We start from the raw sequence: 17,183 nt of genomic DNA, 5'->3' as shown, positions 1-17,183 counted from the left end.
TGGCGCTCAATTCGCCTGGGGGAGAGGACGCGCACGCGATGACGGAGACAAAGCTGCTGCTTTGCGACTGCCTGGGCAGTCAGAAGATCGATGCGGAAGCCATCGAAAAATCAAGCGGACTTCCGTGCTCCAGGGTCTATACCGAGCTGTGCCGCAAGGAAGCTGAGAGCACGGCGGAGGCGCTGCAGGCCGGGGACGTGATGATCGCCTGTCAGCAGGAACGGCAGGCTTTCGAGGAGCTGGCAGCCGAACTCGAGACCGCAGATCCGGGTTTTGTCGATCTGCGAGACCGCGCCGGCTGGACGGAGGATTCCGCGCCCGTCACACCCAAGATGGCCGCGCTGATCGCGGATGCGATGCTGCCGGCACCGGGTGAGAAGGTTGTCGATATTTCCTCCGGCGGCACCTGCCTGATCGCCGGAGAGCCGGAACACGCGCTTTCGGCCGCCGCCGATCTCTGCGATGTCCTGAGTGTCACGGTCCTGCTGTCGCCGGAAGCGGAACTGCCTGTTGTGGACGACCGCCGTTTCGACATCGTGCGCGGCCGGATCCGGTCCGCGGCCGGCAGCCTCGGGCAGTTCAAACTGTCCTTTGACGCCCTTCAGGAGCGAATCCCGGGCGGACGCGGGGCGCCTGGCTGGACCGCTCCCCGCGATGGCGGCAAAACCGAATGCGACATTCTTCTGGACCTGCGCCGCGCCGCATCCCTTTTCCCTGCTCCGGAAAAACGCGAGGGCTATCTGAAAGTGGATCCCGGCAATGCCCGGGCCTATACCAGGGCGGTCCTGGAAGCGTCCCAGCTTGTCGGCACGTTCGAAAAGCCGATCCACATTCGCCTGGATGAACAGCTGTGCGCCCATTCCCGCGCCCGGAAGACAGGCTGCAGCCGCTGTCTCGATCTTTGTCCGACCGGCGCGATAACGCCCAGCGGCGATCATGTCGCCGTCGACACCATGATCTGCGCCGGCTGCGGCAGCTGTTCCGCGGCCTGCCCGTCCGGTGCGATTGCCTATGACGCCCCCCCGGTCGCCCACACTTTCCAGCGTCTCCAGACGCTGGCATCCACGTGGCGCAAGCACAGCGATGCCGCGCCGCGCCTGCTTGTTCACGGCCCCGGGCACGGAACGGATCTGATCCGCCTCAGCGCACGGTATGGCCGCGGCCTGCCGGCGGATGTGATTCCGATGGAAATGGCCGGGCTGGCCGGCTTCGGCCACGCCGAGGCGCTTGGCGCACTGGGATGCGGTTTTGCCAGTGTCACCCTCTTGGTCTCTCCCGAAACGGAAACCGAGGGCCTGCCCTTCCAGGTTGAACTGGCCAATGCCGTCGCAGGGGAAGACCGGACCGAGCTGATCGAACCGGCGGATCCCGACCAGCTGGCAGCGGCGCTTTACAAGGACACACCGGATGCCCTCACCGGCCAGCCGATCCTGCCGATCGGCTCGCGGCGGCAGATCACCCGGTTGGCGGCCAAGGCACTGGTCCCGGAAAGCGGCGCCATCCTGCCGCTGCCTGCGGGCGCGCCCTATGGGTCGGTCACGCTCAACCAGGACGCCTGCACCCTGTGTCTGTCCTGCGTCTCGCTGTGCCCGTCCGGTGCCTTGAAGGAAAACCCGGACAGCCCGCAGCTCCGCTTCCAGGAAGATGCCTGCCTGCAATGCGGCATCTGCACCAACATCTGCCCGGAACGGGCGCTGACGCTGGATCCGCGTCTCGACCTGAGCGACGAGGCCTTGAGACCAAAGGTCCTGAAGGAGGAGGAGCCGTTCCACTGCATCGAATGCGGCAAGCCCTTCGGCGTGCGCTCAACCGTGATGCGGCTGACGGAAAAACTCGCCGGCAAGCATTCCATGTTCCAGGACAACAAGGCGGTCAACCTGATCCAGATGTGCGACGACTGCCGGGTCAACGCCGTCTATCACTCCGAGAACAATCCCTTCGCCATGGGTGAACGGCCGAAGGTGCGCACCACCGACGACTACATCAGCAAGCGGCGCGACCATTGATCCGGCATCACATCTCTCACTGGTACTGGATCGGCGCACCGAGATCGGCAGGCGGTATCCGGGAGACAAAGGCGAGGATGGCGTCCAGCTCGTCCAGCGTCATCTCCAGCGGCACGATCGGCGACGGACGGCTGGCATCGAACGGTTCGGTGACCCCGTCGATGAGAGTGAAAGCCGGGTGCGGATTGAGCGCGAAAAACGCCTCGAACCGGGCCTGCCAGTCGGTGAAGCTGCGCATCACCGCAAAGGACGGAGAGGACCCGATCGTGGTCAGACGCGTCGCCTCGTTGACCATGTGGCAACGGCCGCAATGGCGCACCGCCAGTTTTTCGCCCTCGACGACATTGCCTTCAAGGACCACGGTCTCGTCATCCGCCTGCCTGGCGACCGCCGCCGTGAACAACGCCTTGCCGCCCGGCTTGAACGCCCCGATGGTCTTGCGGCCGACCTCGCTGGTGATCCAGTCCTCGAACCGATCGACATGTTCGTTTCCGGGTGTCAGGGTGACCAGCACCCAGGTCGCATCGGCGCCGGCAAAGACCGGCGTACCCCTGCCCTCGGTCGACAAACGTGCATCGGCTTCACCGGTGCCAACCAGTTCGATCCGGACCTGGGTCTTGAGAGAAAAGCGCGGCAGCAGATGCTTGAGAAACCCGCTCGCGACCAGCGTGTCGGGCGCAGACAGACGGAACGACCGGGACTGGGCCTGGCCGGCCCCGGCTGACACGACGCAGAGCGCAAGGCCCAACAGCCCGACGCAGAAAAGACGACAGCCCACGCGCTCCTCCCTCACGTTGCTGACAGGTCACGTCAGGGTAGGTGCCGGAGCGCCGAACAGTCAATGCACTGACAAATGCAACAGGAGGATAAGATGAGCGACGATTTCAACATGTCCATGCGCAAGTTCCTGAAACAGGTCGGCGTCACGTCGCAGCAGGCGATCGAGAACGCCGTGCGCGAAGCCGCCCCGGCCAGCGGCAAGACCTACAAGGTCAAGGCCGTGATCACGATCGAGGAACTCGGCCTGGAGCACGTCGTCAACGGCGAGATCGAGGGGTAGGATCGACGTGTCGCTCAGCCGTGAAAGCGTTCTGGAAATCCTGAAATCGGTAATCGATCCGGCGACGGGGGAAAACATCGTCGCCTCCGGCATGATGCGCGCCCTTCGCGTGTCGGAGGGCAATGTCCGCTTTGTCCTGGAGATCGACGGCGGCCGCATCGCCGAAATGGAAACCCTCGCGAAAGAAGCGGAGGAACGGCTCAAGGCACTGGCGGGCTGCAGCGACGTCCAGATCGCGATGACCGCCCATTCCGACGCACCGCCGCCAAGCGCGCCCGCCACCAAACCCGCCGAGCCGCAGCCGATCAAGGCCCGCCCGGCGCCGCCCGGCACATCCGGACCTCAGAAGGTGCCCGGCATCGACCGGGTGATCGCCATCGCGTCGGGCAAGGGCGGTGTCGGCAAGTCGACGGTGGCCGCCAATCTCGCCTGCGCGCTCGCAGCCGAGGGCCGCAAGGTCGGCCTGCTTGATGCCGATGTCTACGGGCCGTCCCAGCCGAAGATGCTGGGCGTGAGCGGCCGGCCGACCTCGCCCGACGGCCAGATGATCCTGCCCCTGCGCAATCACGGCGTCACCGTGATCTCCATTGGCCTGATGACCAGGGGCGACGAGGCGGTGGTCTGGCGCGGCCCCATGCTGATGGGCGCTCTGCAGCAGATGATGTCCCAGGTGCAGTGGGGCAAGCTGGACATCCTGATCGTCGACCTGCCGCCGGGCACCGGCGACGTACAGATGACCTTGTGCCAGAAATTCATCGTCGACGGCGCGGTCATCGTGTCGACGCCGCAGGACGTGGCCTTGCTGGATGCGCGCAAGGGCATCAGTATGTTCAACCAGATGCAGGTGCCGATCATCGGCATGATCGAGAACATGTCGACCCATATCTGCTCCAATTGCGGCCACGAGGAACACGTCTTCGGACATGGCGGCGTGGCGGCGGAAGCGGAAAAACTCGGGGTGCCGCTGTTGGCCGAAGTGCCTCTGCATCTGAACATTCGGCTGGCGGGAGACGGCGGCACGCCGATCGCGGTCCAGGCGCCGGATGCGCCCGAAGCCGGCGTCTTCCGGGACCTGGCCCGGACACTGGTCAAGGAGGGGCATGCATGAGCGAGCTGCAGTTTCCGCCGCTCTTCCAGGGCGAGCCGCTGAGCGGCCCGGCCGACCCGTTCGACCGGGCAATCGCCCTTGCCATTGCCGGCACCGATGCCGGCACGGTGGTCTACAATCTCGACGGGCCGCAGCTGCGGGCAAGCCTGGTCTTCGCGCCGGAAAAACCGTTGGAAGAGGCGATGACCGCCCTGCCGGTCTGCGGTCTCGGCCTGCAGGCCGCCCTCGGCGCCCTCGCGCCGCCGGAGGTCGCCGTGCATCTGGACTGGGACGGCGGCATCAAGGTCAACGGTGCGACCTGCGGCCGGCTGCGGGCAAAGGCCTCGTCCGTACTGCCGGACGCCGAACCGGACTGGCTGGTCATCGGCCTCGAGCTGGGCATGACCAGCCCCGCCGACAACCCCGGCGAGGCCCCCGACCGCACCTGCCTCCTGGAAGAAGGCTGCGCGGACATCACCCCCGGCGATCTGCTGGAGGCCTGGGTGCGCCACAGTCTCTACTGGATCAACCGCTGGCTCGAGGACGGGCCGCGCCCCGTTCACGACGACTGGCGCGCTCTGGTGCCGAATGTCGGCGAGCCGGTCGAGATCGACGGCCAGTCCGGCACGTTTGTCGGCGTCGACGAGAATTTCGGGATGCTCCTGAGAAACGGAGAGGAGACGTCCCTCATCCCCCTGTCCACCAGGCTGGAGACCTGAGCCCATGAAACTCGCCCGCGCCATTCACCTGGACGACAGCGACCGCAACGTGTTTTTCTCACCCGCGCGCACGGGCGAATGGTGCCTGTCCGGCGGCTTCGAATTTTCCGACTGGACCGAGGCCGATCTCGAAGGCAAGGCCCGGCAGGCCTTTGCCAATGGCTGGCTGGGGCTGGAGACCTTCGGCCGGGTGACGTTCGTCGCCGTCACGCCGATCGCGGAAACCGAGTTCCACCAGCTGGTCGGCCAGCTGGCACGACACTTCGTCGATCTCTACGGCGCGCCCTCCGTCGATGCCGCCAGAGGCGTCGCCGAGGGGGAGCTGCGCTACATGGCCGACCTCTGCGAAGAGCATCCGGAAAACACGTTGATCGCGGTGCAGCGGGAATTGAGCGAGGACGGCGTCCGTGAGAGTTTCCGCACCATTGCCGTTCCGGAGGCGGAACTGGACATGGTCGCCGTGCATGGCGACAGCCACTGACGTGCCCTGTCCGCCGTGCCGCGATTCCACCAGCCAGGACATCACCTTGCCGTCTCCACGCGGACAGACGCCGATTTCAACAAGATCTTTAGAATAACGCCACATTACAAGTCATAGAAAATTTACCAAATTTACTTGGCATTTATTGATAAAAAATACCCCTTGATCGGAATCAATGCTTCCTTGTCCGGTACATGTTACCAAGAGTAACTTGAACAAGGAGGCACATTTGAAAACGAGTCAGACCAGCACCCCCGCACGCAAAACCGCCGCCGGCAGCACCCGCCCCGGCAAGGCATCCAACAGCAAACCGGAACAGTCCAAGACGAGTGAGGAGATCCACCCGACGGGTGGAGGACTTCGTCACACACTCGCGGAGATGCGGCACAGCTCGGAGGCCATTCATCACGTATTCGAGACCGGCGAGTATCCCTACGCGACCAAGATGCGCCGGGCCGCCTACGAGAAACGCAAGGCGACGCTGCAGGCGGAACTGCTGAAGGCGCAGAAATGGATTCAGGAGACCGGCAAACGCGTGGTCATTCTGTTCGAAGGCCGGGACGCCGCCGGCAAGGGTGGAACAATCAAGCGGTTCATGGAGCACCTGAACCCTCGCGGTGCCAGCGTGGTCGCCCTCCAGAAGCCGTCCGAAGGCGAGCAGAGCCAATGGTACTTCCAGCGATATATCCAGCATCTTCCGACGGCGGGACAGATCATCCTGTTTGACAGGTCCTGGTACAACAGGGCCGGCGTCGAACGCGTGATGGGGTTCTGCTCTCCCGCGCAGTATCTTGAATTCATGCGGCAATGTCCTGAAATCGAACGCATGTTCACGCGCGACGGGATTCTCCTGTTCAAGTACTGGTTCTCGGTCACGCAGGAAGAACAGCGCCGCCGGTTCAATCAGCGCAAGACCGATCCACTCAAGCAATGGAAACTGTCACCGATCGACATGGCCTCGCTCGACAAGTGGGACGACTATACCGAAGCCAAGGAGGCGATGTTCTTCTATACCGACACCGCGGATGCGCCGTGGACCGTCATCAAGTCCGATGACAAGAAGCGCGCACGTCTGAACTGCATGGAACACTTCCTGTATTCGCTGCCTTATCCGGACAAGGACGGCAAAGTGGTCGGACATCCGGACCCGCTCATTGTCGGTTCGAGCCAGCATGTCATCGGAAGGGACAGCCATATTCTCGGCAAGACACTGCACCCGGAAACGAAGACCCGGCGCAACAGCGACGATTCTCCAGACGCCACCAGCTGAGAAGGCATGACGTAAAGGCACTGGCGCGACCAGTCTGACGACAACCGGCTCTCCCAATCCTCGCAGGCAGGCCCAATATTTTCTTCCCAGGTCCCGCCACACGCTCAGCGTCATCCTGAGGAGCGCGCTTGCGCGCGTCTCGAAGGACCGGCCACCTGTTCCCATGTGATTGGCCGCTCCTTCGAGACGCCGCTGACGCGGCTCCTCAGGATGACGCTGCAGGTGCGGTAGCGCCTGTTTACCTTGACAGATCTCTACTCTGCCACGGCAGGTCGTTCCTGCTAGGCTGGACCCGATTCAAAAGGAGCCACCATGCCCCGGACCGACCTTTCCCGCCGCCTGTTCTTAAGCACCTCCGCCGCGTCCCTGGCGCTGTTGCCGGTCAGCAGCATCGCGCAGACCCTGTCTCCCGCGCAGACACCGGGCGTCGAGGTGCCCCCCGGCCAGATCGATGCCGCTATTGCCGAACTCGACCGGATCAGCACCGGCATCCTGGAGCGCAGCGGCATTCCCGGTCTCGCCGTTGCCGTGGTTCACAAGGGGGAAACGGTGTTTGCGAAGGGATTCGGCGTCAGGCGTATCGATCTCAACGACCCGATCACGCCGGATACGGTCTTCCAGCTCGCCTCCCTGTCGAAACCGGTCGGCGCCACGGTCGTCGCCCGCCAGGTCGGTGAGGGGGTGGTCAGTTGGGACAGCCGCATGCGCGACCTGCTGCCCTGGTTTCAGCTGTCCGATCCCGCGCGGACCGACAAGCTCACCATCGGCGACCTCTACAGCCACCGCTCCGGCCTGCCGGACCATGCGGGCGACGACCTGGAGGATCTCGGCTTCGGCCGACGGACCATCCTGGAGCGCCTGCGCCTGCAGCCGCTGGATGCGTTCCGCACCTCCTATGCCTATACCAATTTCGGACTGACGGCCGCTGCCGAGGCGGTGGCGGAAGCTTCCGGCACGGACTGGGCGAGCCTGTCCGAAGACGCGCTCTATAAGCCGCTCGGGATGGACAGCACGAGCTCGCGTTTCGAGGACTACATGGGAGCGGACAACAGGGCATTTCCCCATGCCCGCGACGGTGACGCCTTTGCGCCGCTGTTCCAGCGCGATCCGGATGCCCAGTCGCCCGCGGGCGGTGTCAGTTCCACCGCCAACGATCTCGCCACCTGGCTCAAGATGGTGCTGGCGAACGGACAGCATGAAGGCAACCGGATCATCGCACCAGAGGCGCTTCTCCCTGCGCTCAGCCCGCAGAGTTTTTCCGGCCAGCCTCACACGCCCGACGCAAGGGCAGGGTTCTACGGCTTCGGCTTCAATGTCGGCGTGGAACCGTCCGGCCGCGTCAAGCTCAGCCATTCCGGCGCCTTCCTGATGGGCTCCGGCACCTGTTTTTCCATGATCCCCTCGCTCGATCTCGGCATCGTTGTCCTGACCAACGCCGCCCCGGTCGGCGCCGCCGAAGGCATCGCGGCCGCATTCATGGACCTTGCCCAGTACGGCCGCGAGACCCGGGACTGGTACGCCGGCTATGCGCAGCGGTTCGAGGCCTTCTTCGTCAAACGCGGACATACCGTCGGCCAGGAACCCCCGGCCGCAGCCGCGCCGCCGCCTGCCGCTTCTGCCTGCACCGGCCGGTATGGCCATCCCTATTTCGGAACGGTGGAGGTGAGCGCCGTTGGAGACGGCCTTGTCCTGTCGGCAGGCCCCGAGCCGCAACACTACGCGCTGAAGCCCTGGGACGGCTCGATGATGGTGTTCGACTTCGTCACCGAAAATTCACCGCTCGGGTCTCGCTCGACACTGGTCTTTGCCGAGATGGTGTCCGGCCAGGCGCAAAGCCTTGAGATCGAGCTGTTCGCGGAAGCCGCGCCGGCCCGTTTCACACGTCTGTGAGAGGACTGCCTAAAGGACAAATTCTCCCCGCATCCTGAGCGCGGCGTAGCCGCCGACGGAGACGCTGGTGATCTCCTTGCCGGAGGTGCCGAGCACGGTCCTGACGATGCTCGGCCGGCCCATTTCGAAACCCTGCTCGGCCACCAGGACCGCCGTTCCGCCGGCGCCCGGCAGCAGGTTTTCGGAGCGGAACAGGTCACAGGCGAGCGCGCCGTTCGTGGTGCCGCTGGCGGCCTCTTCCGGGTCACCGACACCGTGGCAGAGGTCGCGCAGCCGCACCTTGGCCTTGCCGAGGCCCGAGGCCTGCCGGCACCAGACACCGATCGTGTCGATGGACCGGTCGCGGCAGAAATCCCGAAGGGCAGCGTCTTGCGGCTGCAGCAACGCCAGTGTTTCCTGTTCGGCGAGCTGCACAAAGACGTGTCTCAAGGCTGTCGACGACGCGGTCACGCGCCAGACCAGGTTCGGGTCCAGTCCGAGAAGAGGTGCGATCTCCTCTCGGGCCACCTGGTTGAGATCGAACACCGGCAGCGGCTGATGCATGGTCACGGCACCGTCCGACGTCACCTCCACGCCGATCTCTCCGGCTGGCGTTTCCTGAACATTACTCCCGGGGCCGATCCGGCCGTCATCCCTGAGCGCGGCAAACACCGCCAGGGTGACATGGCCGCACATGTCCATTTCGGAGCATGTGGAATGAAACCGGGTTTCATAGCGCCCTTCCGAAATGTGCCGTACAAACCCTGTCGTCGGCGCGCCGAGATCCGCCGCGATCCGCTGCCGCGCCGCGGGCCAGAGCGGCATGTCCTCGAACACGACCGCCCCCATATTGCCGCCGGTCTCGTCTGCGGCGAAGGCGGCGTAAAGGCGAACGGGAAGGGTTTCCATGACGGGATCTCGACGGTGCATTGCGAAGGCTGCATCCGACCATGATGCGCCTGGTGTGGCAATTCCAGGGGCGGGTTATCCAGTGGAACCTGCCGGGCCGTGCCCGATAAACCGTCCCTCACAAACGCGTCACGAAACCGGCGCGACATTTTATTTCCATGTGATCGCCCTCGCCCCTACCTGACTGTCACCGCAACAGTTCCTTCGGGGGAAAAGACAGTCATGACCAGCATCGCATCGAACAGCCGTCCAGCCGCATCCCTGCCGGCGCTCAATTTCAACACGCTCGGCCTGATGTTCATCTCGGGCTTCTTCGCCACCATCGCCTTCGACTTCTGGGGGCAGATCCTCAGCCCGGCTCTCGGCTTCGCCAACCTGTCGCCGCATGGCCTGGCGCAGAGCCTGCTCGGCAGCCTCGGCCTGCCGAACAATGCCTTTGCCGGCTACTTCGTGCATTTCTACGTGGTCGGCCTGATCGGTTACCCCGTCGGCTGGATGTTCATCTTCGCCCCGCTTTGGCAGCGGATCATCGGCACCACCCACTGGCTGCTGCCCTCCGCGATCTACGGCTTCGGCCTCTGGGTCTTCGCCATCGGCGGCATCACCTCGCTGGCCGGCCTGCCCTTCTTCCTGAATTTCACCGGCATCGTCTGGGTCGCCCTGGTCGGCCACGTGCTTTATGGCATCGTGCTGGTCGCCATGCTCGAGCTGATCAGGAGCCGGAACGGCTAATCGCGGTTGCCAGACCCATTGAAACAGAAAAGCGCGCCAAAACGAGGCGCGCTTTTTCCTTCTGTCCATGGATCGCCGTACGGGTTCAGGTGTCCAGCGGCCACTCCCGTTCCAGCAGCTCCGCAGCAGTGCGTCCAGCCTTCACGATTCCCTCTGCCATAACGTCCGATTCCGCCAGCCGTGCCAGCGTGACCGTGCCGACCATCAAGGCAAGCAGCGCCGTTCCTTCGGCCCTTCCGCCACGCGTTGCAAGAAGCTCGGAAACCCGGTCAACCGCCGCAAGACCCTCACGACGTCCATCCTCTTCGCCGCGACCAAGGTCGTTCGCCAGCGCTGCCAGCGGGCACCCTTCCGCCCGGTTGTCGACATGCCCTTGCGACAGATAGGTGTCGACATAGTCCCGGCGCGCCTTTTTCCGGGCTGCGTCGTCCGAAGCCTCTTCCATGTCGTTCAACACCTCGTCGACGGCCGTCCGGAACGCCGCCGCGACGAGTTCGTCTTTGGATTTGAAATGCCGGTAGAAGCCGCCATGGGTCAGTCCTGCAGCCTGCATCACGTCCGAAACACTTGTCGCCTCCGTGCCGTTGGCACGCAGCAGGCGTGAGGCCGCGCCTAGTATCTTGTTGTGGGATTTGCGTTTTTCAGCTTCCGACATACGGGGCATGGGGCAGGCTTTCCGTTGGGCTTGACTTTATAGATTTCATGTATCATCTATATTTTTAGATTACAATCATCATCTAAAGGTGTTCCGTGTCCTCCAAGCCCAAAATTCTCGTCACCAGCGCCGGTGGCAAAACCGGTCTGCCCGTCACTTTGCAGCTTCTCGAGAAGGGATATCCCGTCCGGGCCGTTCTGCGCCGGCACGACAGGCGTGCGGAGCTCCTGGACCGCGCGGGCGCCGAGATTTTCATCGGCGATCAATACAGCCTCACCGACATGCGCAAGGCGATGCACGGGATCGACCGCGCCTACCAGTGCGCGCCGACCGCACCGAACGGATTGCACTTCAACGCGGTGTTCACGGTGGCGGCCGGTGATGCCCGGCTCGAACATGTCGTCACGCTCGGCCAGTGGCTCACCGCCGTGGACCACCCGTCCCTGTTCACACGGGAAGTCTATCTTTCCGATGCGCTGATCCGCCTCGCACCCGGAACAACGGTCACTTCGGTCACTCCGGGCTGGTTCGCTGACAACTACCTGATGGTGATCGACATGGCCGCCCATCTCGGCCTGTTCACCATGCCGCTTGGACCGGGACACGAAAAGAAGAACGCCCCGCCCTCCAACGCGGACATCGCCAGCGTCGCCGTCGCGGCGCTGGTTGATCCCGTCCGGCATGCGGGCAAGAGCTATCGCCCGACCGGTCCCGAACTTCTGTCGCCCGATGACATCGCGAGCGCGATGGGCCGCGCACTCGGCCGGCGGGTCCGCTACATGGACATTTCCGAAAAGATGATGACCAAGGCCCTGCGCGCCCTGCCGCCGTCGAATTACTCCGAGGCAGCGGTCTCGCAGCTCGCGATCTATGCCGAGGAATACCGCCGCGGTGCCTTCGCGGTAAACGCCCCGACCGGTGACGTGCAGGAGATCGGCGGCCGCGTCCCGGACAGTTTCGAAAGCATCGTCCGGCGTCTGGTCGCCACACGGGCGGACCTGCGCCGCAGCCCTGCCGGAACGGCGCGTGCCGCGCTCGGCTTCCTGAAGATCGCACTCACCCCGGCGCTTGATCTGGAGAGGATCCAGCGCAACCGGGACTACGTGCGCCCTGCCCAACCCAGGTTCTGCCAGGACACGCCGGAATGGGTCCGGAGCCATGTCCCGGGCGACCTCCTGAAGCCCCATGCCAACATCGCCTGAACCAGAAAACCGAAGGATACCCCATGACCGATACGTCCGTTCTCTTCGAACGCAACCGAACCTTTTCAAATGGCTTCGACCAGGCCGACCTGCCGATCCTGCCCAGGCTCAACACGCTGATCGTTGCCTGCATCGACGCACGGGTCGATCCCGCCCATGTGCTCGGGCTTGAACTCGGTGATGCGGTCGTCGTCCGCAACAATGGCGGCCGGGCGACCCGGGCCGTGATCGAGGAAATCGCCACGCTGGCGATGATGGTTTCGAAGATGACGCAAAACCCGCACCCCGCATTCAACGTCGTGCTGATGCAGCACACCCAGTGCGGTGCCCAGAATTTTGCAAATCCGGAGTTTCAGCAAGCACTCAGGGAAAAACTCGGCATCGACGTCTCGTCCTCGGCGATCACGGATCAGGAGACGGATCTGAAGGGGGACGTCAACCGGCTGCGCGATGCCGAGGAAATCCCAGGCTCACTCACCGTGTCCGCCGTGCTTTATGACGTCAGGACAGGAGGCATCCGGGAGATTGCCGGGCCTGCGAGACTTTCTGACCTGCGCTTGGACGCATGAAAATGGAAGACACGTCCCGAGACACACCGGACCGGTGACGAAGCCTCGGCAGCTCACCTCGGGCAACGGCTTGAACTGGCCAACAGAATAAGGCGCGCCTTCTGGCGCGCCTTTGTTTCTTTCAGGCCGGACCTCAGACCGTGCCGGACTGGGCCTTGTCGAAGATCTCCAGAGCCCCTTCCCTGGTCAGTTCGACCGGGTTGCCGCCGGCGGTCGGGTCGACGATGGCCATGTCGGCGATCAGCTCGCGCTTGCTGTCGTCCACGTTGAGCCCCGCCAGCGTGTGCGGCACGTCGAGGTCGGACCGCAGCTTCAGGATGGCATCGAGCACCCCCTGGTAACCGCCGGAAATGCCGAGGAAGCCGGCAAGGCGCTCGAATTTCTGTTCGATCGCAGGTTTGTTGAACTGCAGCACATAGGGCATGAAGACCGCGTTGGTCATGCCGTGATGGGTGTCGTAGAGCGCGCCGACCGGGTGCGACAGCGAGTGGATCGCGCCGAGGCCCTTCTGGAAGGCAACGGCGCCCATGGCGGCGGCGCTCATCAGGTGACCGCGGGCTTCCAGGTCGGAGCCGTCGGCGGCGACCCTGGGCAGGTTTTCAAACACCAGCCGCATGCCTTCCAGCGCGATGCCTTCCGACATCGGGTGGTACATCGGCGCGGAATAGGCCTCCAGACAGTGCGCGAGCGCGTCCATGCCGGTGCCGACCGTGATGAAACGCGGCATGCCGACCGTCAGTTCCGGGTCGCAGATGACGATGGCCGGCAGCATGTTCGGATGGAAGATCACCTTCTTGGTGTGGGTCGCCTCGTTGGTGACGACACCCGCACGGCCGACTTCGGACCCGGTACCGGCCGTGGTCGGCACGGCGACGATCGGTGCGATCCCGGCTGGATCGGCGCGTTTCCACCAGTCGCCGATGTCCTCGAAATCCCAGATCGGCCGGGTCTGGCCGGACATGAAGGCGATCAGCTTGCCTGCATCGAGGCCCGAGCCGCCGCCGAAGGCGATGACGCCGTCATGGCCACCGGCCTTGTAGGCGGCAACACCGGCTTCGACGTTGCTGTCGACCGGGTTCGGCTTGACGTCGGAAAAGACGGCCGCCTGAAGCCCATCGGCTTTCAGGCTCTCGATGGCCTCGGCCACCATCGGCAGGCCGGCGAGACCCGGATCGGTGACCAGCAGCGGATTGGCCATACCGGCGGACCGGACCGCTCTCGGAAGTTCCTTGATACGGCCGGCGCCGAAACGGACGGAGGTCGGGTAGGACCAGTTGACGGAAGGAAGTGAGCTCATGATCGTCTCGTTGGTTTGAAACTCGATGTATTCAGGGAAACACCCGATCTGCAGGTGCCGGTAGTCCGAACAGCACCGCCCCTTGCTCCCCTCTCCCCCCTTGAGGGGGAGATGTCCGCCTTGGCGGACAGAGGGGGGACGGGCGGTGCCGCAATTTCAAATCTCGCATTAGAGGAGAGGCTGTCCCCCCCTCTGTCTCCTTCCGGAGACATCTCCCCCTCCGGGGGGGAGAGAGGAGCAAGTCCGAAGGCTTCAGCCAATTGACAGTGCCTTTGGATAGACCCGCTCCTGCGTCTTGCCGCCTCAGTGCTCCACCCGGAAGTGGAAGGATTTCGGACGGGTCAGGTTGTGGAAGCCGATTTCGGAGAGGGCGGCGCCCTTGCCGGTGTCCTTCACGCCGGTCCACACCAGTGCCGGATCGAGATAGTCGCAGCGGTTCATGAACACCGTGCCGGTCTCGACCTTGTCACCGATCTCCGCGGCCGCCTCGACGTCCTCGGTCCAGATCGAGGCGGTCAGGCCGTAGGGGCTGTCATTCATGAACTGCAGCGCTTCCTCGTCGTCCTTGACCTTCATGATGCCGACGACCGGGCCGAAGCTTTCCTCGCGCATCACCGACATCTGGTGATTGACGTCGGTGAGCACCTGCGGTGCCAGATACGGCGTGCCGTCCTTGTCGGCCTCGAATTTGGAGGTGTCGATATGCGCCCTGGCACCCTTGCGCAGGGCTTCCTGGGTCTGCTCGCGCACCCAGGCGGCAAAGCGGGCCTGGGCCATCGGGCCGAGCGTGGTCGCCTCGTCGAGCGGGTTGCCCAGCTTGTACTGGCTGGTCAGGTCGACAAAGCCCTCGACGAAGCGGTCATAGAGGCTTTCATGGACATAGACGCGCTCGATACCGCAGCAGCACTGGCCGGCATTGTAAAACGCGCCGTCGACCAGGTTCTCGACCGCATAGTTGAGATCGGCGTCGGCGCGGACATAGGCCGGGTCCTTGCCACCCAGCTCAAGGCCAAGCGTCGCGAACGTGCCTGCCAGCGCCTTCTCGATGGCGCGGCCGCCACCGACGGAGCCGGTGAAGTTGACGTGGTCGATCAGGCCGGAACCGAGCAGCTTTTCCGTGCCCTGGTGGGTCAGGACGATGTTCTGGAAAACACCCTTGGGCAGGCCGGCGATTTCGAACGCCTTGGCGAGACGTTCCCCGACGAGCAGCGTCTGGGCGGCGTGTTTCAGCACCACCACGTTGCCCGCCATCAGCGCCGGCATGATGGTGTTGATGGCCGTCATGAACGGGTAGTTCCACGGCGCGATCACCATGACGATGCCGAGCGGCACGCGGCGAAGGTAGCGCTTGAAGCCCGGCTTGTCGGTACGCTCGATATCGGCCAGGGCCGCGGCGGCCGTGCGGGCGCAATATTCGGTGCGCTCAATGGTGCCGCCGAGTTCACCGCCGTACCGGATCGGCCGGCCCATCTGCCAGGCGAGCTCGTGCACGACGTCTTCGTTCATTGCCTTGAGGGCCTCCAGCGCCTTCTCGCAATAGGCAACCCGCTCGGCCACCGGCAGCGCCGCCCAGCCCGGCTGGGCCGTGCGCGCGGCGGAGACCACGCGGTCGACCGCCGCCGCATCCAGCGCCGGGCGTTCGGCATAGACCGAGCCGTCCACCGGCGAAATCAGTTTGATCACATCTGACATTTGAACCTCTCAAACCCGCCTCTTCCGGGCGGCGTCCTCAAAAGTGGTTGGCTCTAGGTGTTCCAGTCCGGCCGCTTCCCCCACCCTCGTCATCCTGAGGAGGGCCGTAAGGCCCGTCTCGAAGGATCGGCGGCAAACTCCGAGCAAGTTGCCGGTCCTTCGAGACGCCGCTTCGCGGCTCCTCAGGATGACGGCGTGGGGTGAAGCGGACTATTCTCGTCTCATCGCCTGTTATGCCCGCTCGAAGCCGCGGGCAACTTCATAATCGGTAACCACCCGGTCGAATTCCTCCAGCTCCCATTCCGCGGCGCGCGCGTAGTGGTCGATCACCTGGTCCGAGAAGGCCTCGCGCAGGAATTTCGACTTGCGCATGGTCTCGCGCGCGTCGCGCAGGGTCTGCGGGATTTCCTTGGCCCGCCTGGCTTCGTAGACGTCGCCCGACGTCGGCGGGTCGAGCGGCAGCTTTTCCTCGATGCCTTTCAGGCCGGCGGCGATCTGGACCGCCAGCGCCAGGTAGGGATTGAGGTCGGAGCCGCCGATGCGGCACTCGATCCGGAGCGCCTTGGTGCCTTCGCCGCAGAGCCGGAAGCCCGCCGTGCGGTTGTCGACGGACCAGACGGTCTTGGTCGGCGCGAAGGTGCCCTTCTGGAAACGCTTGTAGCTGTTGATGTAGGGCGCCAGGAAATAGGTGTAGTCCGGCGCGTACTTGATCAGCCCGGCCAGGTAGTGCCGCATCGTCTTCGACATGCCGAGTTCGGCCTTGTCGTCACAGAAGACGTTGTTGCCGTCCTTGTCGAACAGCGACTGGTGCACATGCGAGGACGAGCCGACCTTGTCGTGGTGCCACTTGGCCAGGAACGACGCGGACCGTCCCTTGGCCCAGGCGATCTCCTTCACCGCGTGTTTGGCGATGCTGTGATATTCGGCCGTGTCCAGCGCCGGGGCGTATTTGATGTTGAGCTCTTCCTGGCCGGTCTCGGCCTCGCCCTTGGTGTTCTCCACCGGGATGCCCGCGGCATAAAGACAGTTGCGCACCGGGCGCATGACGTCTTCTTCCTTGGTGGTCTGCAGGATGTGGTAATCCTCGTTGTAGCCGGAGATCGGCTCCAGATCGCGGAATCCGCCCTTGCGGATCTCGTCAAATCCCTTTTCGAACAGGAAGAATTCCAGTTCGGTCGCCATGATCGGCGTCAGGCCCATCTCGGCGAGCCGCGCCACCTGGCCCTTCAGCATGGCGCGCGGCGAATGCGGCACGTCCTTGTGGGTGTGATGGTCCTGCACGTCGCACAGCACCATGGCGGTGCCTTCCAGCCACGGCACCAGGCGCAAGGTCTCAAGGTCCGGCTTCATGACATAGTCGCCGTAGCCGCCCGACCAGCTGGTCGCGGCATAGCCCTCGACCGTGTACATCTCCAGATCCGTTGCCAGCAGATAGTTGCAGCAATGGGTCTCGTTATGGGCACTGTCGACGAAGTGCTGGGCGAGGAAGCGCTTGCCCATCAGCCGTCCCTGCATATCGACGATACAGACGAGCACCGTGTCGATCTCTCCGGTGGATACGAGCGATTTCAGCGCATCGAAGGTCAGGTTGCCAGGCATCTTGAGCGTGTCCGTTTCGCGGGTCGTGTTCTGTCG

General features: G+C 64.2%; 16 protein-coding genes. 10 read left to right on the top strand and 6 right to left on the bottom strand.

Annotation, left to right across the window (positions count from 1 at the left end; all coding sequences use genetic code 11):
- Positions 1-38: 38 nt before the first annotated feature.
- On the top strand, positions 39-2,006 hold the full coding sequence (locus tag O6760_RS13075; RefSeq protein ID WP_269585797.1) for a 4Fe-4S binding protein: 1,968 nt from the start codon (positions 39-41) through the stop codon (positions 2,004-2,006).
- A 16-nt stretch (positions 2,007-2,022) separates the two neighbouring features.
- On the opposite strand, the gene O6760_RS13070 is transcribed toward O6760_RS13075, so the two are convergent.
- Complete coding sequence (locus O6760_RS13070; RefSeq protein WP_269585796.1) at positions 2,023-2,784, bottom strand: hypothetical protein; 762 nt, start codon at positions 2,782-2,784, stop codon at positions 2,023-2,025.
- Between the two features lie 93 nt (positions 2,785-2,877).
- Here O6760_RS13070 and O6760_RS13065 point away from each other — a divergent pair, with 93 nt between their 5' ends.
- From O6760_RS13065 to O6760_RS13040, 6 genes are all read left to right on the top strand, one after another.
- Positions 2,878-3,066: a DUF6494 family protein gene (locus tag O6760_RS13065; protein WP_269585795.1), complete on the top strand. Its 189-nt coding sequence runs from the start codon at positions 2,878-2,880 to the stop codon at positions 3,064-3,066.
- Between the two features lie 7 nt (positions 3,067-3,073).
- Entirely contained in the window at positions 3,074-4,174 is a 1,101-nt protein-coding gene (locus O6760_RS13060; RefSeq protein ID WP_269585794.1) for an Mrp/NBP35 family ATP-binding protein, read from the top strand.
- On the top strand, positions 4,171-4,872 hold the full coding sequence (locus O6760_RS13055; protein WP_269585793.1) for a biotin/lipoate--protein ligase family protein: 702 nt from the start codon (positions 4,171-4,173) through the stop codon (positions 4,870-4,872). The genes O6760_RS13060 and O6760_RS13055 overlap by 4 nt, the downstream gene beginning before the upstream one ends.
- A gap of 4 nt (positions 4,873-4,876) precedes the next feature.
- Positions 4,877-5,353, top strand: a complete 477-nt coding sequence (locus tag O6760_RS13050) for a DUF6505 family protein (protein ID WP_269585792.1) — start codon at positions 4,877-4,879, stop codon at positions 5,351-5,353.
- A gap of 229 nt (positions 5,354-5,582) precedes the next feature.
- The gene (gene ppk2, locus O6760_RS13045; protein ID WP_269585791.1) at positions 5,583-6,623 is read left to right on the top strand and encodes a polyphosphate kinase 2; all 1,041 of its coding nucleotides are present in this window, start codon (positions 5,583-5,585) and stop codon (positions 6,621-6,623) included.
- A 312-nt stretch (positions 6,624-6,935) separates the two neighbouring features.
- A complete protein-coding gene (locus O6760_RS13040) occupies positions 6,936-8,513 on the top strand; it encodes a serine hydrolase (RefSeq protein ID WP_269585790.1) in 1,578 nt (525 codons plus the stop codon).
- Positions 8,514-8,522: 9 nt separating this feature from the next.
- Here O6760_RS13040 and O6760_RS13035 read toward each other — a convergent pair whose 3' ends face one another.
- The gene (locus O6760_RS13035) at positions 8,523-9,401 is read right to left on the bottom strand and encodes a PhzF family phenazine biosynthesis protein (protein ID WP_269585789.1); all 879 of its coding nucleotides are present in this window, start codon (positions 9,399-9,401) and stop codon (positions 8,523-8,525) included.
- A gap of 222 nt (positions 9,402-9,623) precedes the next feature.
- Between O6760_RS13035 and O6760_RS13030 the strand changes: the two genes are divergently transcribed.
- On the top strand, positions 9,624-10,133 hold the full coding sequence (locus tag O6760_RS13030; protein WP_269585788.1) for a hypothetical protein: 510 nt from the start codon (positions 9,624-9,626) through the stop codon (positions 10,131-10,133).
- A gap of 85 nt (positions 10,134-10,218) precedes the next feature.
- Here O6760_RS13030 and O6760_RS13025 read toward each other — a convergent pair whose 3' ends face one another.
- On the bottom strand, positions 10,219-10,797 hold the full coding sequence (locus O6760_RS13025) for a TetR/AcrR family transcriptional regulator (protein WP_269585787.1): 579 nt from the start codon (positions 10,795-10,797) through the stop codon (positions 10,219-10,221).
- Between the two features lie 86 nt (positions 10,798-10,883).
- Between O6760_RS13025 and O6760_RS13020 the strand changes: the two genes are divergently transcribed.
- Together O6760_RS13020 and O6760_RS13015 are read left to right on the top strand one after the other, a co-directional pair.
- Positions 10,884-11,990 carry an NmrA family NAD(P)-binding protein gene (locus O6760_RS13020; RefSeq protein ID WP_269585786.1) on the top strand — a complete coding sequence of 369 codons (1,107 nt, stop codon included), beginning with the start codon at positions 10,884-10,886 and terminating at the stop codon, positions 11,988-11,990.
- Positions 11,991-12,013: 23 nt separating this feature from the next.
- Entirely contained in the window at positions 12,014-12,559 is a 546-nt protein-coding gene (locus O6760_RS13015) for a carbonic anhydrase (RefSeq protein ID WP_269585785.1), read from the top strand.
- A gap of 133 nt (positions 12,560-12,692) precedes the next feature.
- Here the strand turns inward: O6760_RS13015 and O6760_RS13010 are convergent, their stop codons facing one another.
- From O6760_RS13010 to O6760_RS13000, 3 genes are all read right to left on the bottom strand, one after another.
- Positions 12,693-13,856 carry an iron-containing alcohol dehydrogenase gene (locus O6760_RS13010; protein WP_269585784.1) on the bottom strand — a complete coding sequence of 388 codons (1,164 nt, stop codon included), beginning with the start codon at positions 13,854-13,856 and terminating at the stop codon, positions 12,693-12,695.
- 303 nt (positions 13,857-14,159) lie between these two features.
- Positions 14,160-15,548, bottom strand: coding sequence for an aldehyde dehydrogenase family protein (locus O6760_RS13005; RefSeq protein WP_269585783.1), 1,389 nt, complete (start codon positions 15,546-15,548; stop codon positions 14,160-14,162).
- Between the two features lie 231 nt (positions 15,549-15,779).
- Positions 15,780-17,147 (bottom strand): glutamine synthetase family protein, encoded by a 1,368-nt coding sequence (locus O6760_RS13000; RefSeq protein ID WP_269585782.1) that lies wholly within the window; start codon positions 17,145-17,147, stop codon positions 15,780-15,782.
- Positions 17,148-17,183: the final 36 nt, after the last annotated feature.

The organism is Roseibium sp. Sym1, assembly GCF_027359675.1.
Taxonomy (GTDB): domain Bacteria; phylum Pseudomonadota; class Alphaproteobacteria; order Rhizobiales; family Stappiaceae; genus Roseibium.
The sequence above is the reverse complement of the archived record's forward strand: the minus strand, read 5'-3'. Positions and strand labels throughout refer to the sequence as shown.